Origin of the sequence: Streptosporangium sp. NBC_01469 (assembly GCF_036227305.1) — a bacterium.
GTDB lineage: Bacteria > Actinomycetota > Actinomycetes > Streptosporangiales > Streptosporangiaceae > Streptosporangium.
Map to the genome: position 1 here is coordinate 2,955,548 of NZ_CP109465.1, position 25,175 is coordinate 2,980,722.

The 25,175-nt window shown below is 69.0% G+C and carries 26 protein-coding genes; 16 read left to right on the forward strand and 10 right to left on the reverse strand.

The genetic code is table 11. The features are described 5' to 3' along the window. The first annotated feature begins 15 nt into the window (after positions 1–15). Positions 16–993: a malate dehydrogenase gene (locus OG587_RS13535; RefSeq protein WP_329090213.1), complete on the forward strand. Its 978-nt coding sequence runs from the start codon at positions 16–18 to the stop codon at positions 991–993. A 347-nt stretch (positions 994–1,340) separates the two neighbouring features. Beyond that, on the forward strand, positions 1,341–2,180 hold the full coding sequence (locus tag OG587_RS13540; protein ID WP_329090214.1) for a hypothetical protein: 840 nt from the start codon (positions 1,341–1,343) through the stop codon (positions 2,178–2,180). An 83-nt stretch (positions 2,181–2,263) separates the two neighbouring features. On the opposite strand, the gene galE is transcribed toward OG587_RS13540, so the two are convergent. Beyond that, entirely contained in the window at positions 2,264–3,223 is a 960-nt protein-coding gene (galE, locus tag OG587_RS13545) for a UDP-glucose 4-epimerase GalE (protein ID WP_329090216.1), read from the reverse strand. 122 nt (positions 3,224–3,345) lie between these two features. Here galE and OG587_RS13550 point away from each other — a divergent pair, with 122 nt between their 5' ends. From OG587_RS13550 to OG587_RS13565, 4 genes are all read left to right on the forward strand, one after another. Further along, positions 3,346–4,659 carry a hemolysin family protein gene (locus OG587_RS13550; protein ID WP_329090218.1) on the forward strand — a complete coding sequence of 438 codons (1,314 nt, stop codon included), beginning with the start codon at positions 3,346–3,348 and terminating at the stop codon, positions 4,657–4,659. Between the two features lie 5 nt (positions 4,660–4,664). Next, positions 4,665–4,823 carry a hypothetical protein gene (locus OG587_RS13555; RefSeq protein WP_329090220.1) on the forward strand — a complete coding sequence of 53 codons (159 nt, stop codon included), beginning with the start codon at positions 4,665–4,667 and terminating at the stop codon, positions 4,821–4,823. Positions 4,824–4,893: 70 nt separating this feature from the next. Then, on the forward strand, positions 4,894–5,898 hold the full coding sequence (gene trpS / locus OG587_RS13560) for a tryptophan--tRNA ligase (protein ID WP_329090222.1): 1,005 nt from the start codon (positions 4,894–4,896) through the stop codon (positions 5,896–5,898). 171 nt (positions 5,899–6,069) lie between these two features. Beyond that, positions 6,070–7,017, forward strand: coding sequence for a YihY/virulence factor BrkB family protein (locus OG587_RS13565; protein WP_329090224.1), 948 nt, complete (start codon positions 6,070–6,072; stop codon positions 7,015–7,017). 80 nt (positions 7,018–7,097) lie between these two features. Here the strand turns inward: OG587_RS13565 and OG587_RS13570 are convergent, their stop codons facing one another. Beyond that, positions 7,098–7,934 (reverse strand): helix-turn-helix transcriptional regulator, encoded by an 837-nt coding sequence (locus OG587_RS13570; protein ID WP_329090226.1) that lies wholly within the window; start codon positions 7,932–7,934, stop codon positions 7,098–7,100. A gap of 102 nt (positions 7,935–8,036) precedes the next feature. On the opposite strand from OG587_RS13570, the gene OG587_RS13575 reads away from it, so the two are divergent. Beyond that, positions 8,037–8,759 carry an SDR family oxidoreductase gene (locus tag OG587_RS13575; RefSeq protein WP_329090227.1) on the forward strand — a complete coding sequence of 241 codons (723 nt, stop codon included), beginning with the start codon at positions 8,037–8,039 and terminating at the stop codon, positions 8,757–8,759. A gap of 8 nt (positions 8,760–8,767) precedes the next feature. Then, positions 8,768–9,136: a hypothetical protein gene (locus OG587_RS13580; protein ID WP_329090229.1), complete on the forward strand. Its 369-nt coding sequence runs from the start codon at positions 8,768–8,770 to the stop codon at positions 9,134–9,136. A 46-nt stretch (positions 9,137–9,182) separates the two neighbouring features. Here OG587_RS13580 and OG587_RS13585 read toward each other — a convergent pair whose 3' ends face one another. Continuing rightward, complete coding sequence (locus OG587_RS13585; RefSeq protein WP_329090231.1) at positions 9,183–10,427, reverse strand: D-alanyl-D-alanine carboxypeptidase family protein; 1,245 nt, start codon at positions 10,425–10,427, stop codon at positions 9,183–9,185. Positions 10,428–10,532: 105 nt separating this feature from the next. Between OG587_RS13585 and OG587_RS13590 the strand changes: the two genes are divergently transcribed. Next, entirely contained in the window at positions 10,533–10,733 is a 201-nt protein-coding gene (locus OG587_RS13590) for an SCO4848 family membrane protein (RefSeq protein WP_329090233.1), read from the forward strand. Here OG587_RS13590 and OG587_RS13595 read toward each other — a convergent pair. After that, positions 10,692–12,107: a peptide ligase PGM1-related protein gene (locus OG587_RS13595; protein WP_329090234.1), complete on the reverse strand. Its 1,416-nt coding sequence runs from the start codon at positions 12,105–12,107 to the stop codon at positions 10,692–10,694. The genes OG587_RS13590 and OG587_RS13595 overlap by 42 nt on opposite strands. Before the next feature lie 536 nt (positions 12,108–12,643). Here OG587_RS13595 and OG587_RS13600 point away from each other — a divergent pair. From OG587_RS13600 to OG587_RS13630, 7 genes are all read left to right on the forward strand, one after another. Then, positions 12,644–13,885: a M20 family metallopeptidase gene (locus tag OG587_RS13600; RefSeq protein WP_329090236.1), complete on the forward strand. Its 1,242-nt coding sequence runs from the start codon at positions 12,644–12,646 to the stop codon at positions 13,883–13,885. A gap of 300 nt (positions 13,886–14,185) precedes the next feature. Continuing rightward, positions 14,186–15,265, forward strand: coding sequence for a BMP family lipoprotein (locus OG587_RS13605; RefSeq protein WP_329090237.1), 1,080 nt, complete (start codon positions 14,186–14,188; stop codon positions 15,263–15,265). 99 nt (positions 15,266–15,364) lie between these two features. After that, positions 15,365–16,888, forward strand: a complete 1,524-nt coding sequence (locus tag OG587_RS13610; protein ID WP_329093844.1) for an ABC transporter ATP-binding protein — start codon at positions 15,365–15,367, stop codon at positions 16,886–16,888. Between the two features lie 37 nt (positions 16,889–16,925). After that, a complete protein-coding gene (locus OG587_RS13615; RefSeq protein ID WP_329090238.1) occupies positions 16,926–18,074 on the forward strand; it encodes an ABC transporter permease in 1,149 nt (382 codons plus the stop codon). Next, the gene (locus OG587_RS13620) at positions 18,071–19,351 is read left to right on the forward strand and encodes an ABC transporter permease (RefSeq protein ID WP_329090239.1); all 1,281 of its coding nucleotides are present in this window, start codon (positions 18,071–18,073) and stop codon (positions 19,349–19,351) included. The genes OG587_RS13615 and OG587_RS13620 overlap by 4 nt, the downstream gene beginning before the upstream one ends. 46 nt (positions 19,352–19,397) lie before the next feature. Continuing rightward, positions 19,398–19,841, forward strand: a complete 444-nt coding sequence (locus OG587_RS13625; RefSeq protein ID WP_329090241.1) for a cytidine deaminase — start codon at positions 19,398–19,400, stop codon at positions 19,839–19,841. Between the two features lie 2 nt (positions 19,842–19,843). Further along, the gene (locus tag OG587_RS13630) at positions 19,844–21,124 is read left to right on the forward strand and encodes a thymidine phosphorylase (RefSeq protein ID WP_329090243.1); all 1,281 of its coding nucleotides are present in this window, start codon (positions 19,844–19,846) and stop codon (positions 21,122–21,124) included. 1,159 nt (positions 21,125–22,283) lie between these two features. Here the strand turns inward: OG587_RS13630 and OG587_RS13635 are convergent. The 6 genes from OG587_RS13635 to OG587_RS13660 all read right to left on the reverse strand — a co-directional run bounded on the left by OG587_RS13635 (position 22,284) and on the right by OG587_RS13660 (position 25,151). Continuing rightward, entirely contained in the window at positions 22,284–22,904 is a 621-nt protein-coding gene (locus OG587_RS13635; RefSeq protein ID WP_329090244.1) for a hypothetical protein, read from the reverse strand. Further along, positions 22,901–23,086 carry a hypothetical protein gene (locus OG587_RS13640; protein ID WP_329090246.1) on the reverse strand — a complete coding sequence of 62 codons (186 nt, stop codon included), beginning with the start codon at positions 23,084–23,086 and terminating at the stop codon, positions 22,901–22,903. Before OG587_RS13640 ends, OG587_RS13635 begins: the two co-directional genes overlap by 4 nt. Then, positions 23,083–23,319, reverse strand: a complete 237-nt coding sequence (locus tag OG587_RS13645) for a hypothetical protein (RefSeq protein ID WP_329090248.1) — start codon at positions 23,317–23,319, stop codon at positions 23,083–23,085. The genes OG587_RS13640 and OG587_RS13645 overlap by 4 nt, the downstream gene beginning before the upstream one ends. Before the next feature lie 220 nt (positions 23,320–23,539). Then, positions 23,540–24,391 (reverse strand): helix-turn-helix domain-containing protein, encoded by an 852-nt coding sequence (locus OG587_RS13650; protein ID WP_329090250.1) that lies wholly within the window; start codon positions 24,389–24,391, stop codon positions 23,540–23,542. Between the two features lie 24 nt (positions 24,392–24,415). Continuing rightward, positions 24,416–24,934, reverse strand: a complete 519-nt coding sequence (locus OG587_RS13655) for a DUF6879 family protein (RefSeq protein ID WP_329090251.1) — start codon at positions 24,932–24,934, stop codon at positions 24,416–24,418. Continuing rightward, positions 24,900–25,151 carry a hypothetical protein gene (locus OG587_RS13660; protein ID WP_329090253.1) on the reverse strand — a complete coding sequence of 84 codons (252 nt, stop codon included), beginning with the start codon at positions 25,149–25,151 and terminating at the stop codon, positions 24,900–24,902. Before OG587_RS13660 ends, OG587_RS13655 begins: the two co-directional genes overlap by 35 nt. Between the last annotated feature and the right edge of the window lie 24 nt (positions 25,152–25,175).

Below are 25,175 nucleotides of genomic sequence, written 5' to 3' on the forward strand. Positions count from 1 at the left end.
GAGTGGGGGAAGGTCATGGCCCAGACTCCCGTAAAGGTCACCGTCACCGGCGCCGCCGGTCAGATCGGCTACGCGCTGCTTTTCCGCATCGCCTCGGGCCAGTTGCTGGGCGCCGACGTCCCGGTCACGCTGAGCCTCCTGGAGATCCCGCAGGCCGTGAAGGCCGCCGAGGGCACCGCGATGGAGCTCGACGACTGCGCGTTCCCGCTGCTGAGCGGCATCGAGGTCACCGACGACCCGAACGTGGCGTTCAACGGCGCCAACGTCGCGCTGCTGGTCGGCGCCCGTCCCCGCAGCAAGGGCATGGAGCGCGGTGACCTCCTCCAGGCCAACGGCGGCATCTTCGGCCCGCAGGGCAAGGCGATCAACGACAACGCGGCCGGCGACATCCGCGTGCTGGTGGTCGGCAACCCGGCCAACACCAACGCGCTCATCGCCCAGCAGCACGCTCCGGACGTCCCGGCCGAGCGCTTCACCGCGATGACCCGTCTCGACCACAACCGCGCGCTGTCCCAGCTCGCCGCCAAGCTCCAGGTCCCGGTCGCCGAGATCAAGAAGATGACGATCTGGGGCAACCACTCCGCCACCCAGTACCCCGACCTCTTCCACGCGGAGGTCGGTGGCAAGATCGCCGCCGAGCTGGTCGACGAGGCCTGGCTGCGCGACACCTTCATCCCCACCGTCGCCAAGCGCGGCGCCGCGATCATCGAGGCCCGGGGCGCGTCCTCGGCCGCCTCGGCCGCCAACGCGGCGATCGACCACGTCTTCGACTGGGTCAACGGCACCGCCTGGACCTCGGCCGCGATTCCCTCCGACGGCTCGTACGGCGTGCCCGAGGGGCTCATCTCGTCCTTCCCCGTCGCCTCGCGCGACGGCAAGTGGGAGATCATCCAGGGTCTGGAGATCGACGCCTTCTCCCGCGAGCGCATCGACGCCACGGTGCGCGAGCTGGAGGAGGAGCGTTCCGCGGTGCGCGAGCTCGGTCTGATCTGAGCCGTCACGCGAGCGGGGCCCCGGCACGCCGGGGCCCTTTCGCGTTCCCGGCCCTTTCGGGGCCCTGGTCTTTCGCGGTCCCCGGCTTTCTCACGTCCTTCGGCTCTCTCGCGGTCCCCGGCTTTCTCACGTCCTTCGGCTCTCTCGCGGTCCCCGGCTTTCTCACGTCCTTCGGCTCTCTCGCGGTCCCCGGCTTTCTCACGTCCTTCGGCTCTCTCGCGGTCCCCGGCCTTCTCACGTCCTTCGGCTCTCGCGGTCCCCGGCTCCTTTCCCGGGCGGGCGGTGAAGGGAAAAGGCGGCGTGTCGATCGTCGCGGAGCGGCGTGACCCGGCGTTCAATGATCACTTGTGGTCGGGGGATCGGTGTTCGGGGAGTACGCCGCGGCGCGGATCGTCGCCGGGGTGATCTGTCTCGTGCTCGCCGCGGCACCGCGTGGGGCGCTCGCCTCGCCCGAGGACGACGCCTGGGGCGGCGCCGATCTGTCGGTCCGGCTGACGGTCTCCCCGAAGCGCGCGCAGCCGGGGCAGCCGCTGACCTACCGGGCCGAGGTGCGCAACGACGGTCCCGGAGACGCGGTGCTTCCGCTGCTCACCGTACGGCTGCCCGAGGAGGTGGTGGTGATCGGCGTCGACGTCGCGGAGTGCCTCCCCGGCACCGTGGCCGGAGCGGTGGTCTGCCCCTCGGCGAAGGACGTCCTGGCCGGGCAGACCGGCGGGGTGACGATCACCGGGCTGGTGAGGTCCGGCGCGCGGGGCCCGCTGGAGGCGATCGCGACGCTCTCCTCCGAGGTCGTGGACGACGACGAGACGGACAACTCCTCCCGGACGCTGACCGAGGTGGACGAGGGTACGGACCTGGCGGTCAGGCTGTCGCGCGCGACGCGTGCGGGCCGCCTGGTCACCGTGGCCGCGGTGGTGCGCAACCGCGGGCCGCGGCGCGTCCACGACGCCGGGGTCCTCTTCGACACCGGCGGGGCGCGCCTCATGTCGGCGAGGGGCGCGCGGTGCGACTCCCACCCCGCCTACGTCGGGTGCAGGCTTCGTACGGTCGGCGCGGGCAGGCGGGTGAGCTTCCTGCTCGCCTTCGTGGCCCGCGCGCACGCGCCACGGGCCGAGGCGACCGTCTACTCCCTACGGCTGGGCGACCGCCGGCCGGCCAACAACACGGCCCGCTTCAGCCTGAGGTAGCCGTGGCCGCCCGGCCCGCGCCCGGTCCCGGTCGTACGTTCGCGGAACCGGTGGCGCGGACCGAGGGGCGGGGCGGCGTGGTGTCAGGCGCGCAGCGCGGCCCAGGCGTCGGCGACGACGTCGCGGATCGACGGGTGCTCTGGCTTCCAGCCGAGTTCGCGCTGGATCTTGTCGGACGAGGCCACCAGCACGGCCGGGTCACCGGCGCGGCGCTCGCGCACGACTGCGGGGATCTCGTGACCGGTGACCTCGCGGCAGACCGACAGCACCTCCTGGACCGAGAAGCCCGTCCCGCTGCCCAGGTTGTAGATCCTGTGCTCGCCCGGCGAGCAGGCGGCCAGTGCCAGCAGGTGGGCCCCGGCGAGGTCGGACACATGGATGTAGTCGCGCACGCATGTGCCGTCGGGAGTGGGGTAGTCCGTGCCGAACACGCTGACCGACTCGCGCCCGCCGAGTGCGACGGCGAGGATGTTAGGGATCAGGTGGGTCTCCACGGTGTGACGCTCGCGGTAGACCCTGCCGTCTCCCGCGGTGTAGGCGCCGCCCACGTTGAAGTAGCGCAGGCTCACCGCGGCCAGGCCGTACATCCCGGCGAACGCGCTCAGCGCGGTGTCGACCGCGAGCTTGGACGCGCCGTAGGGGTTGGTCGGCCGCGTCGGGTCGGTCTCCCTGATCGGGGAGCGCTCCGGCTCGCCGTACGTCGCGGCGGTGGAGGAGAAGACGATCCGCCCCACCCCCATGCCCCGCATGGCGTCGAGCAGGGCCAGGGTGCCGCCGAGGTTGTGCGCCCAGTAGAGGCCCGGCCGTTCCACGGACTCGCCGACCAGGGACTTCGCCGCGAAGTGGAGCACGCCGTCCATGCCCTCCAGCAGGCCGGCGGCCTCGGTGATCGACCCCTCGACGAAGCGGGCACCCGGCGGCACCGCGTCGGCGTGGCCAGTGGAGAGGTCGTCCAGCACGGTGACCTCGTGGCCCGCCTCGACGAGTTGCGCCGCCACGACCCCGCCGATGTATCCGGCGCCTCCGGTGACGAGCAGCTTCACGGAGCCTCCTGTTTGATGATGTTTGTACTTGTTTACTTTTGTAAGTCTATCGCCAGCATATGCTGGCACATCAAATATCGGCCACCGCCGGAACGGGCGGCCGCCATGACGGAGACGATCTCGTGAACAGCGTCCTGGCGAACATCGCCTTGGTCTTGCTCTTCGTACTGATCGGGGGATTCTTCGCCGGAGCAGAGATGGCCATGGTCTCCCTCAGGGAGAGTCAGGTCAGGCGGCTCGACACCCAGGGCCGCAGGGGGGCGAGGGCGGCCAAGCTCGCCCGCGACCCCAACCGCTTCCTGTCCGCGGTGCAGATCGGCGTCACCGTGGCGACCATGCTCTCGGCCGCCTTCGGCGCCGACACCCTCGCCAAGGAACTCATCCCGGTGGTGACCGGCTGGGGGGTACCGGAGGCCGTGACTGCCCCGCTCTCCCTGGTGCTGGTGACGCTGGCGATCTCGTACGCCTCGCTGGTCCTCGGCGAGCTGGCCCCCAAGCGGATCGCCCGGCAGCGCGCCGAGGGGATCTCCCTGCTGGTCGCGCCGTTCCTCGACCGGATGGCCGCGCTGTCGCGGCCGATCATCTGGGCGCTGTCGAAGTCCACCGACGGGGTCGTCAAGCTGCTCGGCGGCGACCCCGACGCCGACCGCGAGGAGATCTCCACCGAGGAACTGCGCGACATGGTGGTGGGCCACCAGGAGCTCACCGCCGACGAGCGCCACCTGATCGGGGAGGTCTTCGCGGCGGGCAAGCGGCAGCTCCGCGAGGTGATGCTGCCGCGCACCGAGGTGGAGTTCATGTCCGCCGACACGCGGCTGGCCGAGGCGGCGATCCTGGCCGCGGCCATGCCGCACTCCCGCTTCCCCGTCTACCGCGACTCCTACGATGACATCGTGGGTTTCGTCCACATCCGCGACCTGCTCGACCCGGTGCTGACCGGGTCCATCGAGCCGATCAGCGAGCTGGTGCCCATCCGCCCGGTCAAGCTGGTCCCCACCAGCAAGCGGCTGATGGCCACGCTGTCGGAGATGCGCAGGGAGGGACACCACCTGGCGATCGTGGTCGACGAGTACGGCGGCACGGCGGGCATCGTCACCCTTGAGGATCTCGTCGAGGAGCTCATCGGCGACATCCGCGACGAGCACGACGTGGCGGACGAGCACGTCGCGCTGCCCGCGGGGGAGGTCGAGCTCGACGGGCTGGCCAACCTCGACGAGGTGGCGACCGAGAGCGGGATCCGCCTGGCCGACGGCCCGTACGAGACCCTCGGGGGGTTCGTCATGTGGGCGCTCGGCCACCTTCCCGCGCTGGGGGAGCGGGTGGAGATCCCCGGGTTCGACATGACGGTCACCGACATGGACGGCCGCAGGGTCTCCCGGGTCAGGATCAAGCGGAGCGTGCCGCGCCCGGAGACGCCGCCCGCTCCCGACAGCTGACGGGGGTGGCGCCCCGCGTGGCCGGGGCGCTGGTGATCGAGGTGCCGTCGCCGGACGTGGTGGTCCAGGGTCGCGATCCCGCGGCGCCGCGTGGCCGGGACGCCGTGACCGGGGTGCCGTCGCCGGACGTGGTGGTCCAGGGTCGCGATCCCGCGGCGCCGTGACCGGGGTGCCGTCGCCGGGTGACGCGATCGGCGCGCCAACCACTCCCGACAGCTGACAGAATTGGCTGCTATGGCCAGTCCTCGTGTCCTGTCGGGAATCCAGCCCACCGCAGACTCCTTCCACCTGGGAAACTACCTCGGTGCCATCAGGCAGTACGTCGCCCTGCAGGAGGGTTACGACGCGTTCTACTGCGTCGTCGACCTGCACGCGATCACCGTGGACTACCAGCCCGAGGTGCTGCGCAGGCGCTCCAGGGTCGCCGCGGCCCAGCTCTTCGCCGCCGGTCTCGATCCCGAGCGCTCCACAATCTTCATGCAGAGCCACGTCCGTGAGCACACCGAGCTGGCCTGGGTGCTGATCTGCCTCACCGGCATGGGCGAGGCCGGGCGGATGACCCAGTTCAAGGACAAGGCGGCCAAGGCCGGTGAGAGCTCGGCCAGCGTCGGGCTGTTCACCTACCCGATCCTGCAGGCGGCCGACATCCTGCTCTACCAGGCGAACCAGGTGCCGGTCGGCGCCGACCAGAAGCAGCACCTGGAGCTGACCCGCGACCTCGCGCAGCGCTTCAACCACCGCTTCGGCGAGACCTTCACGCTGCCCGAGCCGCACATCGTCAAGGGGGTCGAGAAGATCACCGATCTCCAGGAGCCCACGGCGAAGATGTCGAAGTCCTCCTCCTCGCCCACCGGGATCCTGAACCTGCTGGAGCAGCCGGGGCCGCTCCGCAAGAAGATCATGCGCGCGGTCACCGACACCGGCTCCGAGGTCCTCGCCGACGACGAGAACAAGCCCGGCGTCACCAACCTGCTGCGCATCCAGTCCGCGCTGAGCGGCGTCCCGATCCCCGAGCTGGAGGCCCGCTACGCCGGGCAGGGGTACGGCACGTTCAAGAAGGACGTGGCCGAGCTCGTGGTCGACACCCTCACCCCGATCCGCGAGCGCACCGAGAAGCTGCTCGCCAACGAGGCCGAGCTCGACCGGATGCTCGCCGTCGGGGCCACGCGGGCCCGCGCGGTGGCCGCGGAGACCATGGCCAGGGTGCGCGACCGGGTGGGGTTCCTGCCCACTTCGTGATCTCCCGTCGCCCGCCCCGGGCGGGGTTCCCGCCCCGGGCCGCGACGCCTCCCGTACGGCGGTAAGGGCTCCGGCGGCCCTCCCGTCCGCTCCGTGATCCCCCGTGTACGCACGGCTGCCTTTCCGTCGCCGTCCACGATCGGGACGGCGGTGATTGGGTAGGGGGCGCACGTGACAAGCGTGCTGGAACGTATCCAATCGGCCCGGGAACGACTCGGAAGGACGCTCGGCGCGGCCCGGATCAGGTGGCACTGGCTCGATCACCTGGTCAGGACCTTCCAGCGCTACCAGATCCAGTCCGGTGACCGGCTCGCGGGGGCGGTCAGCTACTTCGCCTTCCTGTCCTTCTTCCCGATCGTCGCGCTGGCCTTCGCGGTCTTCGGCTACTTCCTGTCCGTCAGGCCCGACGCCATCGTGACCCTGCAGACGGCGATCAACGGTTACCTGCCCGGCCTCGCCGACAGGCTGCCGATCCAGCAGATAGCCGGGTCCCGGACCAGTGCCGGGGTCATCGGCCTGCTCGGGCTCCTCTACGCCGGGCTCGGCGCGATCGACGCCCTGCGCGGCGCGCTGCGCGAGATCTCCATGACGACCGAGGCGCCGCTCAACTTCGTCCTGGCCAAGCTGAGGGACCTGCTCGCGCTCGTGCTCGTCGGCACCACCATGGTCGCCTCGGTGCTGGTCGCCGGCTTCGCCACCCAGGCCAGCGGGGTCGTGGCCGAGTGGTTCGGCCTGTCGGGGTCGCCGGTGGCCACCGGCGCGATCTGGCTGGCCGGGCTGGCGGTCAGCGTGCTCACCGACGTCGTCGTCTTCCTGATCATCCTGCGCTGGCTGGGCCGGTCCAGGCAGCCGTTGCGGGTGTTGCTGCTCGGCGCCCTGCTCGGCGCGGCCGGTTTCGCGCTGCTCAAGCAGCTCGCCGTGCTGATCCTCTCGGGCACCCTGAACAACCCCGTCTACGGGGTGTTCGCCGTGGTGGTCGGCCTGCTGGTCTGGATCAACCTCTCGGCCCGGGTGATCATGTACGCCGCCGCCTGGACCGCGACCGCCTCCCTCGGCCCCCCGCCCGACCCCACCCCGGTCCCGGCGACCGCCATCCGCGGGGGACCGGTCGGGGGATGAGCGCCTCCGCTCAGGGCCTCGCCGTCTCCAGGCTGTCCGGGGCGCCGACCCCGGTCTTCCACGGACGCGTCCGCGGCGCCTCAGAGATGCCGCGACCCGGTCACCCGCAGCGTGTCGAGCGCGACGGCTTCGGGTGTTCCGGGCTCGGCCGAGTACACGAGCACGGTCTGGTCGCCGTCCGGGAGCAGGAGGGTGTCGCAGTCGAGCGTGATCGTCCCCAGACCGGGATGGCCGATGCTCTTGGTCGCGGTACGCCAGGAGGAGGATCGCCCCTCCCGCCACAGTTCGTCGAATCGCGGGCTGCCACGACGTAGTTCCTTGATCATCTGTATCAGGTCGGGGTCGGCGGGGTAACGGGCCTGGGCGGCACGCAGCGTGCCGACCGAGGCGCGAGCGGCCGCGTCGTCCTCGTCCGGGCCCGCGGCGACCTGGCAGCGGCTACTACCGAGAAAACGTTGCCAGATGAGGTTCCTTCGCCCCCGAGGCCACGCGGACATATCGCCTTGAAGCGCCGCCCCGAGGGGATTCCAGGCCAGCACGTCGCCCTTGGCCGACAGCACCAGCACGGGCAGATCCGCCATGCGGTCCAGCAGCCGAAGCACGCTCGGCCGGATGACTCCCGCGATGCGTCCGGCCTGGGGCGGCTCGTGGCCGGCGAGGCGGAACACCAGGTCGCGGTCATCGTCGTCGAGCCGCAGGGTCCGGGTCAACGCGGCGATGACCTGGCTTGAGGGCCGTGGCCCGCGCCCCTGCTCAAGCCGGACCACGTAATCGACGCTCAGCCCCGCGAGCATGGCCACTTCCTCCCGGCGCAGACCCGGCACCTGGCGGCGCGTTCCCGACGGCAGCCCGACGTCCCGCGGTCGCACACGAGCGCGGGCCGTGCGGAGTACTTCGGCGAGTTCGGCGCGGTTCACTCCTCGATGATGCCGCACGGACCGTGCCGTCCGGGTGGTACCGCCGGTCCCATGCCTCGGCGGTCCTGGTGTGCCCGGACGCGCGCACCCACGATCGATCCCATGACAGACGTGAAGACGGTGGCGCTGGTCACCGGAGCGAACAAGGGGCTGGGCCAGGAGACCGTACGCCGCCTGGCCGGTGAAGGGTGGCTGGTCCTCCTGGCCGCTCGGGACCGGGGACGCGGCGAGCACGCCGCGGACACGCTGGCGGCCGAGGGGCTCGATGTCGAGTTCGTCGAGCTCGACGTGACCTCGGACGAGTCCGTGGCGGCGGCCGTGAAGGCCGTCGCCGGGCGCGTGGATCACCTGGACGTGCTGGTCAACAACGCCGGAGTCGGAGGTCCGTTGCTGGATCCGGCCGACATGGAGGCCGACGCGCTACGGGAGTTGTACGAGGTCAACGTGTTCGGTCAGGTGCGGGTCACCCACGCGTTCCTGCCGATGCTCCGGAAATCGGAACAGCCCCGCATCGTCATGGTGTCCAGTGGCCTCGCCTCGCTGACACACGCCGGCGACCCCACCCGCCCCGAGTCGGGCTTCCTGGCCCTGGACTACGCCTCGTCGAAGGCGGCGCTCAACATGATCGTGTCCCAGTACGCCCGAGCGCTGCCCGGGTTCAAGGTCAATGCCGCGGACCCGGGCAACCCCGCCACCGACATGAACCATCACACGGGTATCCACACCGTCGCCGAGGGGGCCGGTGCGATCATCAGGCTGGCTACCTTGGATCCTGACGGGCCGACCGGAGGCTTCTTCGACCGCAACGGGCCCGTCCCCTGGTAGGAGCGAAGATGACGATGATTCTGACGATCGGGCTCCATCCGAGCGCGATCGACTACACCAGGTATCCGGGCCTCGACGAGGCGACGCTCACCGCACGGGTCGAGCAGGGCAACGCGGCCCTGCGGGCGGCGGGTTTCGACGCGGTGTCGTGCATGATCGGTGCGGACCCGGACACGGCGGAGAAGACCATCCGCGAACGGTTGTCCGAGGGCCCCTTCGACGTGGCCATGATCGGAGGTGGTGTGCGGATGGCACCCGAGCACACCCTCTTGTTCGAGCGGTTGGTCAACGTGCTGGTGGAGACGACGCCCGGAATCCGGCTCTGCTTCAACACCTCACCGGAGACGACGGTCGACGCCCTTCGCCGTTGGGTGTAGCCCTCCCGGTGCGCGGGGCGGGCCGGAGCGGCCGCCCCGCCCCGGATCACCGCGCCCGGCGGGAGCGCCTCCGCAGGCCGTACGCCAGCCAGGTCAGGCCGCCGAGCAGGGCGGCGCCGAAGGCGGCGTAGTAGCCGATCGGGACGCCCTCGTCGGCGGGCCTTGACGCCGCGGCCGGGTCCTGCGCGGAGACGGGCGCCGGGGTGGCGGGTGCCGCCGAGGCGGTGGGGGTGGGCAGCGGGGCGGCCTCGGGGACCGGGTCGACCAGCTGTCCGACCGGGACGACCTTGCCGCGGTTGGCGAAGCCCCAGTCGAGCAGGTCGGCGACCTCCTCCCAGAAGTAGCCGTCGTGCCGCATGATCGACACGATGACGGTGTGGCCGTTGCGCTTGGCCGCGCCGACGAAGCTGCCCAGGGCCTTGGAGGTCCAGCCGTTCTTGACGCCGATCATGCCCTTGTAGCGCCAGAGCAGCTTGTTGTGGTTGCCGATCTCGTAGTAGCCCTTGGGCGCCGGGAACTTATCGGTCTTTGTGCTGATATATCGCCGAAAATCGGCGTTGGCCAGACCGGCGCGGGCGATCAGTGCCAGGTCGTAGGCCGAGCTGCTCTGGCCGGGCTTGTCCAGCCCGCTCGGGGTCTTGGCCACCGTGTCGAACGCCTGCAGGCGCTTGGCCTCGGCGTTCATGTCCGCCAGGGTGGTGGCCAGCCCGCCGTTGGCCTCGGCCAGCGCCATCGCGGAGTCGTTGCCCGAGACCAGCATCAGCGCCTTGAACAGGTCCTCGACGGTGTAGAGGGGCTTGGGGACCAGGCCGACCGCGCTGCCCTCCTCGTTCACCGCGCGCCTGCTCGGCTTGATCTTCCGGTCCTTGTCCAGCTTCGGGATCAGGGTGAGGGCGGTCAGCGCCTTCAGCGTGCTCGCGGGAAGGTAGCGCCCGTGGGCGTCCTTGGCGGCCAGCACCTCACCGGTCTCGGCGTCGGCGATCACGTACGCCTTCGCGGCCGTCTTGGGAGGGGCTTTCGCGCCCGCGGGGACGATGAGGCCCCGCCCCCCGAGCCGGGCGCCGCCGACCGGCTCCTTCTCGCGGCGCGTGTGCGGGCTCGCCGGCGAACCGGCGCCCGTCCACGCGGTCGGCGAACCGGCGCCCGTCCGTACGTCCGCGGAGGCGGCACCCGCGCGCAGGTCCAGCGGACCGGTGGCGGGCACGTCCGTGACCTGGGCCTGTGCGGGCGTGCCGAGGAGGGCGGTCGCCGCGAGCAGCACCCCGACGGGCGCGACATGTTTGATCCCCATGATGATCTCAGGGTAGCTTCGTACCGGTTCGCATGGAGTTACAGGTGCCCTGACCAGCTACGAGCCACTCAGCGGAATACTGACATCATGCAAATAACGCGAAAGATGGCCGCTTTTCTGATCGGCCTTGCCGCTTTCATGATCTTCGAATGGATCACCCTTGGCTTCAACCTCACGGACGGTCATCCGACGGCCTTCTACGTGGTCCACGGAATCCTGATCGCCGTCAACATCGTGCTGGCGGCCGTGCTCGGGGTGATCGGCCTACGCGGTCTGGCGCAGCGTGACCAGCGTCCTCCGGTGTAGCTCGGCGGCCTCCTCCGCGGAGTCGCCGATGCTGGTGAACCCGAGCTTGCCGTACTTCGTGATCCCGCCCAGCATGTGCAGCACGTTCCCGGTGCGGCTCTCGCGGTCGAAGCCGAGGCCCTCGTCGTGGACCAGCTTGACCACCTCCCCGGGCGTACGGCCCCGCAGGGCGGGCGCGGCGCAGTTGTCCGTCGCCACGTAGTGCTTCGGCCGGCCCGCGTGCACGAGCGTGTGGCTCTCCGGGTCGTACGACGCGCCGGTGGTCAGGAGGGCGGCGCCGAACGGGTGGGTGGTGCCGCCGATGCGCAGGTTGATCTCGCACAGCAGCGTCCGGTAGCCGCCGTCGGTCTTGACGGCGAAGAAGTCGATGCCGAACAGCCCCACCACCCCGCGGCCCGCGAGGATCCTGGCGATCCGTTCGGCGTGCGCGCCCAGCTCGGCCCGGTACTCCTGCCGGGCGGGGAAGCTGCAGCCCTGGTAGACGTCGCCGTTGGGGCCGCCGAGGACCTGTTCGTGGGTGGCGACCACGTCGTACGTGCCACCGGGGGTGATCCGCGCCAGCGCGCTGGGGGAGTGCAGGGGCCGATCCTCGATGAACTCCTCGATCACCGCTCCCCGCTCGGCGACCTTCTCGGCGAACGTCGTCCAGCTCTCGTCCGACGCGGAGAAGCTCGTGGGGCAGGAGGGGAGCGGCCGGTCGTCCTTGGTCACGATGGCGTTGCCGAGACCCGAGTAGCTGTTGTTGAGCTTGACCATCAGCCTGCTCGTGGGGCTCATCGCGCGGGCGGCGTGCTCCACCTCGATCAGCGAGCGCAGGTCGCCGAAGCCCCTGACCAGCGGTACCCCGGCCTCGTCGCCGATCACGCGCCCCCCGCTCTTGGAACCCAGGTGGGCCAGGGAGGTGGCGGGGCCGTACACCGGCAGGGAGAGGATCCCGGCGAGGCGCTCCTCGTACTCGCTCACCACGAACGGCACCATCCAGGCGGACCTGCCGTTCCTGCCGGCCGCCGAGGGGGCGTCGCCCTCCCGGTGGTCGCCGAGGGCGGCGCGGATGCGCGCGATCACGTCCGGGCGGCGCAGCAGCGCCTCGGTGAGCGGATGCGTGTCGGGATCATCCAAACTGATCATTTGCAGACGCGTGCGGGCCTCGTCGGGGTCGTCGAGGAAGCCCAGGTAGTAGTCCACGACCGCGCCGTCCACCGGCGTCGAGGTCAGGTAGACGACCTCGACTCCCGGCTTCCTCAGGGTGAGGAGGAGAAACAGCAGCCGCTCCTCGTAGCAGAGGGCTCCGGTGATCCTGCGCAGCTCATCCTGGGGAAGTGACAACGAGGGAAGGACCACCAGGGTGCCCTCGTCCGGTTCGAATATGCTCAAACGCGACTGCCTCTCCCCGAATGGGATGTTAGTGATCATGTGAGGAGTGAAACACGCATTCCTCCTGTTTACATCACTCCGCCGGGTTCGATGACCGGCACCTGAGGTCACGTAAATTGCCAGGTCGGCGACGTTTGGAAATGGCTCGGGGGTGACCGCCCCCTGGACCTGCCCTCCCCCGATGCGACCATCGTCTCATAGTCAATTTGGGCTATCTTTCCTGGTCCTCCCGGGTCAGAAGGTGTACGAGTGGGGCATGGGGTGACAAAACATTTGGCCTAGATGTCGGCGAGCTGCACGGGGGGAGGGATAAAGTCGTTGTCATCGCCAACGCGACGGCTTCCCCGGACCACCGGCCTGCCGTTTTCGCGTCGGTGACCACCAGTCCGTGCTGATGCGGCCCGTGAGAACCCACTCCGGCCCGTCGGTGCGGCGATCGCTTTTTTTCGAGACTGCCTCATGGGTTTCGAGATCCTGGGCAGTTGGCACGGTGCGTCGAGGATCCAGGCCCGCCGGCGCGGATGGGACGGTGAGCAATGCGGGGGCGTAATTTGCGGGGAGAACTCGACACGTTCCTCGCCGGTCGCGAGCAGGAACTGATCAATTTCCGTCGAGACCTGCACATGCATCCCGAGCTCGCGTTCGCCGAATACCGCACGACGCAGCGCGTCGCCGAGCGCCTCACCGCCGCGGGGCTGGTCCCCTCGGTGCTGCCGCGCGGCACCGGCCTGCTCTGCGACGTCGGCAGCGGCGACGGCCCGACCGTGGCGCTGCGGGCCGACATCGACGCGCTGCCCGTGCCGGACGAGAAGGACGTCTCCTACAGCTCGACGGTCCCCGGCGTGTGTCACGCCTGCGGTCACGACGTGCACACCACGATCCTGCTCGGCACCGGGCTCTTCCTCGCCCAGCAGGCCGAGGCCGGTCTGCTGCCCGGCCGGGTCCGGCTGATCTTCCAGCCCGCCGAGGAGCTTCCCGGCGGCGCGCTGGAGGTCATGGCCTCGGGCGGCATCAGCGGCGTCGACCGCATCTTCGGCCTGCACTGCGACCCCCGGCTGGACGTCGGCAAGGTCGGCCTCAAGGCCGGTCCCATCACCTCGGCCTGCGACAGGGTCACGATCCGGGTGAGCGGTCCCGGCGGGCACACCGCCCGGCCGCACCTCACCGCGGACCTCGTCTTCGCGCTCGCCAAGATCCTCACCGAGCTGCCCGCCGCGCTCTCGCGCCGGATCGACCCCCGCTCCTCGCTCAGCCTGGTCTGGGGCCGGGTCGAGGCGGGCTCGGTGGCCAACGCCATCCCGGACGACGGCGTCGCCGAGGGCACCGTGCGCTGCCTGGACGAGGCGGCCTGGCACGCGGCCCCCGACATGATCAAGTCGCTGCTGGAGTCGGTCGCCGGCGCGTACGGCGTCGAGGCCGAGATGGACTACGTGCGCGGCGTGCCGCCGGTGGTCAACGACAAGGTCAGCGTGCAGATGCTGGCCGAGGCCGCGGAGGGCGTGCTCGGCGAGGGCGCTCCCGTGCCGACGGAGCAGAGCCTGGGCGGCGAGGACTTCGGCTGGTACCTGGAGTCCATCCCCGGCGCGTTCGCCAGGCTCGGCACCCGCGAGCCGGGGTCGACGCACCTGGCCGACATCCACCAGGGCACCTTCGACGTGGACGAGAGCGCCATCGGCACCGGGGTGCGTTTTCTGGCGGCGACCGCGCTGACGGCCCTGTGGGAGGGGCAGCGTCCCGTCGCGGGCGAGGCCCTCATGGCCCTGAACGCCGACAACTAGCGAGTTCCTGACATCTAGTCAGCCGAAAAGTCCGGACATATCCTGAGGAGCCAGTCGACGGTCCCCGAAGAAGATCGTCGACTGCCGGACGGGTGTGCCAACGCCAGGCCGCGGCGGACGTCCGGAGCTACCGACAGGTAACCCTGTCCGGTTTTTGGGTCACAAGGTGGCCTGAGCTGGATAACGGACCTGTTGCGGACTCATGCGTTGGTTTGGTCAACCCTGATGGACCAACTATCTTCCGTGCAGGGTTGCCGTGCGTCTCTTCGCGCGTGCACTGAAACGCGAAGGGAGTCCATCTTGCTTCAGAACCGATTCGGCAAGCTGGCCGCGACCGCACTGGCGGGCAGCATGCTCATGGGAGCTGCCGCGTGTGGTGGAAGCGAGGAACCGACCACGTCGGCCGCACCGAGCGGGGCCGCCAGCAGCGAGGCGCCGGCGGCGACGGGACCGAAGGTCGGTCTCGCGTACGACATCGGCGGGCGTGGTGACCAGTCGTTCAACGACTCCGCGGCGGCGGGCATCGACAAGGCCAAGGCCGAGCTGGGCCTGGTCGAGGTCAGCGAGCTGGAGGCCGGTAACGGCGAGACCGAGGCGGCCAAGGAGGAGCGGCTCCGCCTGCTCGCCGACGGCGGCTTCAACCCGATCATCGCCGTGGGCTTCGCGTACTCCAACCCGGTGAAGAAGGTCGCGACCGAGTTCCCCGACGTCAAGTTCGCGATCGTCGACGACGCCGCGGCGGCCGCCCCCAACATCTCCAACCTCCTCTTCGCCGAGCACGAGGGTTCCTTCCTGGTCGGCGCCGCGGCGGCGCTGAAGAGCAAGAAGAACCACGTGGGCTTCGTCGGCGGCGTGCAGGTGCCGCTGATCAACAAGTTCGAGGCCGGGTTCGCCGCGGGCGCCAAGGCGGTCAAGTCGGACGTGAAGATCGAGGTCAAGTACCTCACCCAGCCGCCGGACTTCACCGGCTTCAGCGACCCGGCCAAGGGCAAGACCGCGGCCGAGGGCATGTTCGACGCGGGCGCCGATGTGGTCTACCAGGCCGCGGGTGGCTCCGGTGGCGGCGTGTTCGAGGCGGCCAAGGCCGCCAAGGGCCTGGCCATCGGCGTCGACTCCGACCAGGCGAAGACCGCCGCCCCCGATCTGCAGGGCGTCATCATGACCTCCATGCTCAAGAAGGTCGACGTCGCCGTCTTCGACTTCCTGAAGAGCTTCACCACCAACGCCGTGAAGTCGGGCAGCACGATCTACGACCTCAAGGCCAACGGCGTCGACTACTCCGTCACCGGTGGCCAGGTCGACGACATCAAGAGCAAGCTCGACGAGTACAAGCAGAAGATCATCTCCGGCGAGCTCACCGTTCCGGACAAGACCTCCTGACCTGGTACTAATGAGGGCCCGGCGGACATTTCCCCCGGGCCCTTTGTCCTCTCTGACCACCACGTTCCGTATCGGGGCATCCGTACGGAGGAGGCCGTCATCAGCACCTCGGCACCGGCCGTCGAACTCTCGGGCATCACGAAACGATTCCCCGGCGTCGTCGCCAACCGCGACATCTCCCTTTCCGTGCGGCAGGGGCACGTGCACGCCGTCGTCGGCGAGAACGGCGCGGGCAAGTCCACCCTCATGAAGATCCTGTACGGCATGCAGCGCCCGGACGAGGGGAAGATCCGCGTCAACGGCGAGGACGTGAGCTTCCGTTCCCCCGGGGACGCGATCGCCGTGGGCATCGGCATGGTCCACCAGCACTTCATGCTGGCCGACAACCTGACCGTCCTGGAGAACGTGATCCTCGGCAGCGAGCCCCGCAAGGGCGGGATCGCCCTCGACTTCGGCACCGCGCGAAGAAGGATCCGGGAGATCTCCGACTCGTACGGTCTCGGCATCGACCCCGACGCCACCGTCGAGGACCTGGGCGTCGGGGCCCGCCAGCGGGTGGAGATCCTGAAGGTCCTCTACCGGGGCGCCCGCATTCTCATCCTGGACGAGCCGACCGCCGTGCTCGTGCCACAGGAGGTCGAGGAGCTCTTCGCCAACCTGCGCGAGCTGGTCCGCGAGGGGCTGACGATCATCTTCATCTCGCACAAGCTGGACGAGGTGCTCTCGGTCGCCGACGCCATCACCGTCATCCGGCGCGGCACGACCGTGGCCAGCGTGGACCCCAAGAACGTGACCGCCAGGCAGCTGGCCGAGCTCATGGTCGGCAGCGAGCTGCCCAGCCCGGAGACCCGCGAGTCCACGGTCACCGACGTGGTGGCGCTGTCGGTGCGCGGCCTGAGCGTCCTGTCGGCGGACGGCCGCCGCGTCGTGGACGACGTCGGCTTCGAGATCCGCAGGGGCGAGGTGCTCGGCATCGCCGGCGTCGAGGGCAACGGCCAGGCCGAGCTGGTCGAGGCCGTCATGGGCATGCGCGCGGCCGAGGGCGAGATCCGCCTCGGCGAGCACGACATCTCCGGCTGGACGACGCTGCGCCGCCGCGAGGCCGGCATCGGCTACATCCCCGAGGACCGCCACCGGCACGGCCTGCTGCTGGAGGCCCCGCTCTGGGAGAACCGGATCCTCGGCCACCAGACCCGGCGGCCCAACGTCAAGGGGCCCTGGATCGACCGTGCGGGAGCGCGCGAGGACACCCGGCGCATCGTCGAGGCGTACGACGTCCGCACCCCGGGCATCGACGTGGACGCCTCGGCCCTGTCCGGCGGCAACCAGCAGAAACTGATCGTCGGCCGGGAGATGAGCGGGGATCCCGTCTTCCTGATCGCGTCCCACCCGACGCGCGGCGTCGACGTGGGCGCCCAGGCCGCGATCTGGGACCACCTGCGCGCGGCGCGCGCCGCGGGCCTGGCGGTCCTGCTGATCTCGGCCGACCTCGACGAGCTCATCGGCCTGTCGGACACCCTGAAGGTGATCCTGCGCGGCCGGATCGTCGCCGAGGTGGATCCCAAGGACGTGACACCCGAGCAGCTCGGTTCGGCCATGACGGGTGCTGGAGAGGCGGCATGAACACCCACGTAGCGCACACGCCCCCCGGGACGCGCGGATGAGCCAGGAAAAGTCCACCTTCACCGACCGGCTGCTCGGCCGGGTCTCGCCGGCGGGGCTGCTCTCGCTCGCCGCCCCGCTCGTCGCCATCGTGTTCGCCGCGCTGATCACCATGGTCATCCTGGCGATCACCGGTGCCCCGCCGCTCGACACGCTGGTCATCATGGGCGAGTACGGCATCCGGCCGCGCTCGATCGTGCTCACCCTGAACGCCGCGACGTACTACTACCTGTCCGCGCTCGCGGTGGCGATCGGGTTCAGGATGAACCTCTTCAACATCGGCGTCGACGGCCAGTACCGTCTGGCGGCGCTCACCGCCGCGGCCGTCGGCGGCGCGGTCACCCTCCCCGCCCCGCTGCACATCGCGCTGATCATCTTCGTCGCCATGCTGGTCGGCGCCGGATGGGCCGCGATCGCCGGGCTGCTCAAGGTGCGGCGCGGGGTGAGCGAGGTCATCTCCACGATCATGCTGAACGCCATCGCCACCGCGCTCGGCGCCTGGCTGCTCAACAAGGAGCGCCTCGCGGTCGAGGTCGCGGGCAGCAACAACATCGGGACCAACCCGATCGGACCTTCCGGCCAGGTGCCCGGTCTGGAGATCATCTCCGGCACCCAGACGAAGGTGTTCGGCCTGATCTTCCTGTCGGTCGTGATGGGCGTCCTCTACCACGTGGTGATCAACCGGACCCGCTTCGGCTTCGACCTGCGCGCCACCGGCCGCTCGGAGTCGGCGGCGGTGGCCAGCGGCGTCAACGTCAAGCGGATGATCCTCATCTCGATGATCCTGTCCGGCGGGGTGGCGGGCCTGGTCGGCATGCCGCAGCTGCTGGGGGCCTCCTACAGCTACAGCCTGGACTTCCCCACCGGGCTCGGCTTCACCGGCATCGCGATCGCGCTGCTCGGCCGCAACCACCCGGTCGGCATCGCGTTCGGCGCCCTGCTGTGGGCCTTCCTGGACACCTCCGCGGGCATCCTGCAGATCCAGAAGATCTCCCCGGACATCGTCACCATCATGCAGGGCACGATCGTGCTCTCGGTGATCATCGCCTACGAGCTGGTCCACCGTTACCAGATCTCCGCCGAGCAGCGCCGGGTGAGCCGCCAGCTGGCGAGCACCACCCCGACCAGGGAAGGAACGCCGGCATGAGCCAGGGCGCCCTCACCACGCCGGAGGCTCCCTTCCTGGAGCCGAAGACCCCCGCCCGCAGGTTCAGAGTCACCTGGCGGGTCCTGCTGCTCGCCCTCGGCGCGCTCGTCCTGCTGCTCTCGTTCGCGCGGACCGTCACCGGCGCCGTCGACCTCACCTCCTCGGGCGCGATCAACGCCTCCGTCGCGCTCGCCATCCCCATCGGCCTGGCCGGCCTCGGCGGCCTGTGGGCCGAGCGGGCCGGGGTGGTCAACATCGGCCTCGAAGGCATGATGATCCTGGGCACCTGGTGCGGCGCCTGGGGCGCGCTCCAGTTCGGCAACCCGTGGGCGGGCGTCGTCGCGGGCGCGATCGGCGGGGCCCTGGGCGGCCTGCTGCACGCGATCGCCACCGTGACGTTCGGCGTCGACCACATCATCTCGGGTGTCGCGATCAACATCCTGGGCCTGGGCGTCACCCAGTTCCTGTCCAAGGTCACCTTCGCCGAGATGCCGGGCGGCGGCGACTCCCAGTCGCCTCCCGTGCCCAAACCCGGTGTGGTGAGCGTGCCGTGGATCGGAGACCCGCTCAGGACGCTGGAGGCCAAACAGTGGTTCCTGCTGTCGGACGTGGCGGGCATCCTGCGCGGCCTGACCACGAACGTCTCGCTGCTCACGATCCTGGCGATCCTGCTCGTCCCGCTCTCGTACTACCTGCTCTGGCGTACGGCGTTCGGCCTGCGCCTGCGCTCCTGCGGGGAGAGCCCGGTGGCCGCGGAGTCGCTGGGCGTCAACGTCTACACCTACAAGTACATCGCGGTGCTCATCTCCGGCGCCCTGGCGGGCCTGGGCGGCGCGTTCCTGGCGCAGGTGGCCGCCAGCGCCTACCGCGAGGGGCAGACCGGCGGGCGCGGCTTCATCGGCCTCGCCGCCATGATCTTCGGTAACTGGCGGCCGGGAGGGCTGGCCGGGGGCGCCGTGCTGTTCGGCTACACCGACGCGCTTCAGCTGCGCAGGGGCGGCGAGTCGGTGCACGCGCTGCTGCTCGTGGTGACGATCCTGCTCGCCGCGGTCGCCGTCTACCAGCTCGTACGGCAGAACCGGACGCGGGCCGCGCTGATCACCGGGGTCGCGGCGGTCGCCGTGTTCGTGGTGTTCGCGCTGACCGACACCGTCCCGTCGGAGTTCACCTCCGTCACCCCGCACATCACCACGCTGCTGGTGCTGTCTCTGGCGGCGCAGCGGCTCCGCGCGCCCGCCGCCATCGGCGCGCCGTACCGCAGGGGACAGGGTAAGTGACCATCACGCGCACCTCACGAGCGGATCTGATTCGATGGGCACCGAGATGAGCACCGAACCGAGCACCCAACCGAACACCGAAGCGAACGCCGAACCGAGCATCGACTGGGCGGCGCTGAAGGCCGAGGCCGTACGGGCCATGGGGCACGCCTACGCCCCCTACTCCAAGTTCCCGGTCGGCGCCGCCGCGCTGGTGGACGACGGGCGGATCGTGTCCGGCTGCAACGTCGAGAACGCCTCCTACGGTCTCGGGCTGTGCGCCGAGTGCGGGCTGGTGTCCTCGCTCCGGGCCACCGGCGGCGGCCGTCTCGTCGCGTTCACCTGCGTCGACGGGCACGAGGAGCTCCTCATGCCGTGCGGCAGGTGCCGCCAGCTCCTGTACGAGTTCGGCGGCCCCGAGCTGCTGCTGGAGACCATTGACGGCCCGAAGCCGATGGCGGAGATCCTTCCCTACGCATTCGGGCCCGACGACCTGAGCCGGGGGGCCTGAGCATGGACGCGATCAACGTCATCGTCACCAAGAGGGACGGCAGGGAGCTGTCGGCGGAGCAGATCGACTGGGTGATCGACGCTTACACCAAGGGTGTCGTCGCCGACGAGCAGATGTCCGCGCTCGCGATGGCGATTCTGCTCAACGGCATGAACCGGCGGGAGATCGCCGGCTGGACCCAGGCCATGATCCGCTCCGGGGCCAGGATGGACTGGTCGTCGCTGCCGGGACCCACCACCGACAAGCACTCCACCGGCGGCGTCGGTGACAAGATCACGCTGCCGCTGGCGCCGCTGGTCGCCGCGTGCGGGGGGTACGTGCCCCAGCTGTCCGGCAGGGGACTCGGCCACACCGGCGGCACCCTGGACAAGCTGGAGTCCATCCCCGGCTGGCGGGCGTCCCTGTCCAACGACGGGATGCTCGAGGTGCTCGGCAAGGCCGGGGCGGTCGTCTGCGCGGCGGGCGACGGCCTCGCCCCCGCCGACAAGAAGTTGTACGCGCTCCGCGACGTCACCGGCACCGTCGAGGCGATCCCGCTGATCGCCTCCTCGATCATGTCGAAGAAGATCGCGGAGGGCACCGGAGCGCTCGTCCTGGACGTCAAGGTCGGCTCCGGGGCCTTCATGAAGAACGTGGAGCAGGCCCGCGAGCTGGCCACGACCATGGTCGAGCTCGGCACCGACGCCGGGGTCAACACGGTCGCGCTGCTGACCGCGATGGACCGGCCGCTGGGCCGGGCCGTGGGCAACGCCCTGGAGGTCACCGAGTCGGTCGAGGTGCTCGCCGGAGGTGGTCCCGCCGACGTGGTCGAGCTGACCGTGCGGCTGGCGCGGGAGATGCTCCAGGCGGCGGGCCTGTCCGGGGGCAAGGACCCCGAGCGCGCCCTCGCGGACGGCTCGGCGATGGACGCCTGGCGCCGGATGATCGCCGCCCAGGGCGGCGACCCCGACGCCCTGCTGCCCAGGGCCGCCGAGACCATGGAGATCACCGTGCCCTCGTCGGGCGTGCTGTCCAGGCTCGACGCGTACGGCGTGGGCCTGGCGGCCTGGCGGCTCGGCGCGGGCCGGGAGCGCAAGGAGGACCCGGTGTCGTTCGGCGCGGGCATCGTGCTGCACGCCAAGCCGGGGGACCTGGTCCGCGAGGGGCAGCCGCTGATGACGCTGCACGCCGACGAGACCTCGCGCTTCGAGCGGGCGCTCGCCGCCCTGGAAGGTGCCTACACCGTCGGCGAGACCACCGACCCGGACCTGCTGCCCCTGGTGATCGACCGCATCACCGCCTGAGGCCGGAACGCTACGGAAAAGAACGCGCCCGGATTCGGTGTGATCGCGGAACTTGAAGATTACTTCAGGGATAACCCGCTAACAATTGAGGAGGTAGCCTCCTTCGGCTCTCGTGAAGAGGCGCAAGCGGGAGATGTGTTAGTGATCGTTATTGGGCCATCTGTGAGTCGTTACGAGGTGCGTAGACGGATTCGACTCTCTCGCGAAATATGAGAGTTAAGCAAAGATGGACGTCGGGCGGAATGAGAATAGCTTATCAACCTCGTGTTCGCCACGCTGTCGGGAAACTATGGCGGAGGGCTGATAAACAGTGCGCTGGGCGGTAGGCCGTCCAGTGTTCGATTTGGCAGTTCTGGCGATCTGGTCGGAAGAGGGCGTTAAGCCGAATCGGGGTGAAGCCTCTCGCGGAGAGTGCTGTTCTCCCGTTCAAGCTCAGCAACACGTGCTTCGAGTTGCGCCCGTGTTGGTTTCCGAGAAGCCTTGGCCTGCGATTGGGAAGCCGGAGAGTGTGATCCATCCGCCAAACCCAGCGGCTTCGCCGCGACGATGGTCGCGGGACTGAGACCGCACTTAGGGCAAGTGTAGACCGATCCATTGAAAGCGGCACGAACAGTCTTGTTCTCTCGGTGGGAGGTCTGCTCTACTATGTGTCCGCAGTAGAGCCGCAGCTTCCACCTCATCAGAGAAGATGGGTTTGGCTCGACAAAGAGAAGACTCTGTAGTCGATCTTTCTGCTTGTCCGTGAGTGGTGGCCACGTGGAAACCAGCTCTTGCGCATACTGCCTAAGTCGCTCATCCTCCTTTTGGTGCTCCTCTTGTTTTTGATCAATGACGTGTTCGGCGTCTGGATCACCGAAATTCTCGTACGCTTCGTGATTATCTTTGCGCATGATTTTTAGCGTACAAGCATCTGGGTCAACGTGCCCGGAATCTCTTAATTGATCTCACCTGGCGAGTGACGTTATTGCGCTTCGTCGTCCGCTCTCAGTTAGATCAACCACGTAGCCGTTCTGGAAGCTCGCACCTCGCGGAACGCACCGCTGGCGATGTGCCGGGACGCCTTCGACCTACTCTGCAGCCTCTGAAGGGATGTCCTCAGGGCGCGCGACATAGGTTTTCTTCGCCGACAGAGTGACTGGGAGGTCAAGCAGGGAGGGGTTCAGCCCTGCGCGGGCTGGAGGTCTTCAATCCGGACGATGAGCTGGGTGGCCAACGCCCGGTGCAGGAGGTGGGACTCTTCCAGGCCGACGGGGATCTGGTGGCGGGTCTCCACGACCCGGCCGCCGTCGTCCTCGCCGTACAGGTTGGCCAGTACCCCGACCGGGGAGTAGTCGCCGACCGTGCAGACGATCGGCGCTTCTCTGCGCAGGTATGGGCAGGCGGTCAGTGCCTCGGCCATGTGCGCCTTGCACGTGGGCGGGTGAGCTGTGGGCCAGGGCGATCGGAAGTCGCCGGCCAACGAGGCGGGCACGATCCACCAGACGCGCCCGGTGTCGGGGTCAGTGGCAGGTCCGCCGCACACGCGGCACAGCCGTTTCAGCATGCACCGCCGTTGGCGCTGCGTATGAACCAAGTGCCACTGAATCTTTCCCTCCCGCGCGGTGCCGCAGCGAGCCCACAGTGTTCCGAACATTCGCTCCTGCGGGAGTGCGTCACGGTAGGTCAGCCGGGGTGTTCCGTCCGCCCACTCGAAGGCCAACGGCAGATCCAGGCTCTCCTCGGCGTACGGCGTGACGTAGGGCTTGCGGGGGGCGGTCCCTGCCGCCGCAGGGCCGGTCATCCCGCTTTCCCGTCCGGCCAGAGCGACCACGCCACCCGCGCAGCCAGGCACCCCAGCTCAAGGTCTCGGAACGTCGTCGCGGTCACGTCGGCCGGGGCGTTCGCGGGGCTGTTCGTGTGGTGTGCTTCGAGAGAGCTGTCCGGGTTCTTGGTGACGTCGCACTCCGGTATCTCCAGCGTCACGCCGTCTCCTTCGGGAGTGCGGCGAGAATCAGGTCCACGACCGCGTGAGGCTGGTCGACGTTGACCGGCTGGCAGCCAACAGCGACCGTGGGAAGCGAGACCATGAAGTAACCGGAGTGGTTTCCCACGGTCACCGTCGCGACCTCCCAGCCACCACGGCTGTGGGCGACCAGCTCGAAGCGGTCGCTTCGCGGGAACGGGCCGGGACGGTCACCGTAGAGGCGAAGCCCCACACGGTGAATGATCGACGTTCGGACACCTTGCGCTCTGACCAGCCGTGCGAGGTCACTCAATCCCTCGGGGGGCTCTTGCCCGGCAGGGCTCGCTGTCTCGTCGTCCCCTTGCCCCCCGGCGCGGGCCTCTGTCACTGTCTGTCCGGATGCCATAACCCAGACAGTAGGAGCGGGAGTTTCCACGGCTCAACGAGTGTGGCGAAGTGTGGCACACCAGTTACTAGCGCTGGTGCGTGGCCTGCGCTCTTCGGATCAGTTCGCGAGCTTTCGCGCCGTAGACAGCCATGTCGGCAAGCCGGGCGAACTCCCGCTCATAGCGGGCGATCTCACCCGGTGCTGTGACCGTGACGGCTGCACTGACGAGTTCCAAGTTGACCTGAACACTGTCGAAGATCGAGAAGTTGTGGGTCACATGCATGCTTCGCGTGATGTCGAGAGGGATCACACCGAAGGACACGGACGGCAGGGTCATGACCGACAGTAGGTGTTCCATCTGGCCCGTCATCACCTCCGGGCCTCCCAGCCGGTAGTAGAACACTGTTTCCTCGGCGATGAAGGCGAAGCGGTGGCCGGGCTTGCGGAGAATCTGTGCCCGAGCTGTGCGGGCTGTTGCAGCTTCCTCGGCGTCGTCGGTGAACTGATGACCTACGTTGAGGCCACGAAACAAGGCGACGGCGTACTCGTGCGTTTGGAAATGGCCGGGGATCACCTGCGAGCAGTAAGCGCGCATGAGCCGTGTCCGTTCGTACAGCGGCACACGGGACTCTTGGATCTGGCGGAGGCCAGTGCGTTGGTGGCGCTTCCATTCGACGTACATGCCCGCCACGGCGCGCAGGGTGGCCAACAGGTCTTCGGTCTGGTCCTCGGCGTCACAGGCTCGGCACCACGTGCGGATATCGGCCACGGACGGTGAACGTGCCGCATGCTCAATCTTGGATACCTTGGTGCGCTCCCAGCCCACTGCTTTCGCCAGCGCGACAGCCGTCAGCTCGGCATCTTCGCGCATGTCGCGTAACCGCTTGGCTAGTGCCTTGCGAGCTTCCTGAACCGAGGATGAGGGCGACGTGTGCACGGTGGCGGGTGTTACTTGCTACGTCTAGACCGGCTTGTACTCCGAATGATCAATCGCGCGTTCCCAAACCGCCTCAAAAGCTGAGACGCAAAGCTGGACAACAGCGGGGTCGTCACACAGTTCGTCCTCGACAATCGAGCCATCTCCGGCAAAGTGATGGAACCTGATCAGGCGATCGTCGAACACCCAGAAGTCATTCCCGGGCAACGCCAGATCGGATGCTTGACGCCGAGGGAGCCACCGCACCTGCTCACCGGCTGCGATGTTGTACAGCTCAGTCAGGGCGTGTTCATACCTGATGTAGTCGCCGATCGGCTCCGAGACGATGCGAGCCCTGCGGAACACCACCCCGCGCGCTACCGCATCACTGATGGTGCGACGCCACGCGGTGAAGTCGATGTGGTCGAGACTTCCCGTTTCCAGCCACTTTAGGAAATTAGGGTTGTCAGGCAAGTACGCGTCGCGCATCTCCAGATGGATGGCGCTACGGCTGGTGCCTGCGATCAGTTCAGGGAACGGTGGGATCTTCTTCTTCGAGTTCACGCAGCTTCTCCAAGATGAGCTTCCTCATACGACGTGGGATGCGAACCCCTGACTCCGACGGTGAAATTCCGCTGCTTGCCTGCAATTGGGCTAGGTCGTCGGCGTCGTTGATCGTCTCCCCCACGAAAGCCAGATCGCCGGTTTCCTCGTCCACCTGCATGGCCGGGCAGTGGTCGCCTTCGGTGTTCGGGTCGATCACGAGGAAGCGTAGTCGCATGATGTCCTCCGAGGGTTGCGGTGT

What these genes read in the sequence shown, in the direction of transcription:
- OG587_RS13535 (WP_329090213.1), top strand. Translation starts at nt 16, where the DNA reads ATGGCCCAGACTCCCGTAAAGGTCACCGTCACCGGCGCCGCCGGTCAG.
- trpS (WP_329090222.1), top strand. Translation starts at nt 4,894, where the DNA reads ATGGCCAGTCCTCGTGTCCTGTCGGGAATCCAGCCCACCGCAGACTCC.
- OG587_RS13575 (WP_329090227.1), top strand. Translation starts at nt 8,037, where the DNA reads ATGACAGACGTGAAGACGGTGGCGCTGGTCACCGGAGCGAACAAGGGG.
- OG587_RS13580 (WP_329090229.1), top strand. Translation starts at nt 8,768, where the DNA reads ATGACGATGATTCTGACGATCGGGCTCCATCCGAGCGCGATCGACTAC.
- OG587_RS13585 (WP_329090231.1), bottom strand. Translation starts at nt 10,427, where the DNA reads ATGGGGATCAAACATGTCGCGCCCGTCGGGGTGCTGCTCGCGGCGACC.
- OG587_RS13590 (WP_329090233.1), top strand. Translation starts at nt 10,533, where the DNA reads ATGGCCGCTTTTCTGATCGGCCTTGCCGCTTTCATGATCTTCGAATGG.
- OG587_RS13600 (WP_329090236.1), top strand. Translation starts at nt 12,644, where the DNA reads ATGCGGGGGCGTAATTTGCGGGGAGAACTCGACACGTTCCTCGCCGGT.
- OG587_RS13615 (WP_329090238.1), top strand. Translation starts at nt 16,926, where the DNA reads ATGAGCCAGGAAAAGTCCACCTTCACCGACCGGCTGCTCGGCCGGGTC.
- OG587_RS13620 (WP_329090239.1), top strand. Translation starts at nt 18,071, where the DNA reads ATGAGCCAGGGCGCCCTCACCACGCCGGAGGCTCCCTTCCTGGAGCCG.
- OG587_RS13625 (WP_329090241.1), top strand. Translation starts at nt 19,398, where the DNA reads ATGAGCACCGAACCGAGCACCCAACCGAACACCGAAGCGAACGCCGAA.
- OG587_RS13630 (WP_329090243.1), top strand. Translation starts at nt 19,844, where the DNA reads ATGGACGCGATCAACGTCATCGTCACCAAGAGGGACGGCAGGGAGCTG.
- OG587_RS13635 (WP_329090244.1), bottom strand. Translation starts at nt 22,904, where the DNA reads ATGACCGGCCCTGCGGCGGCAGGGACCGCCCCCCGCAAGCCCTACGTC.
- OG587_RS13660 (WP_329090253.1), bottom strand. Translation starts at nt 25,151, where the DNA reads ATGCGACTACGCTTCCTCGTGATCGACCCGAACACCGAAGGCGACCAC.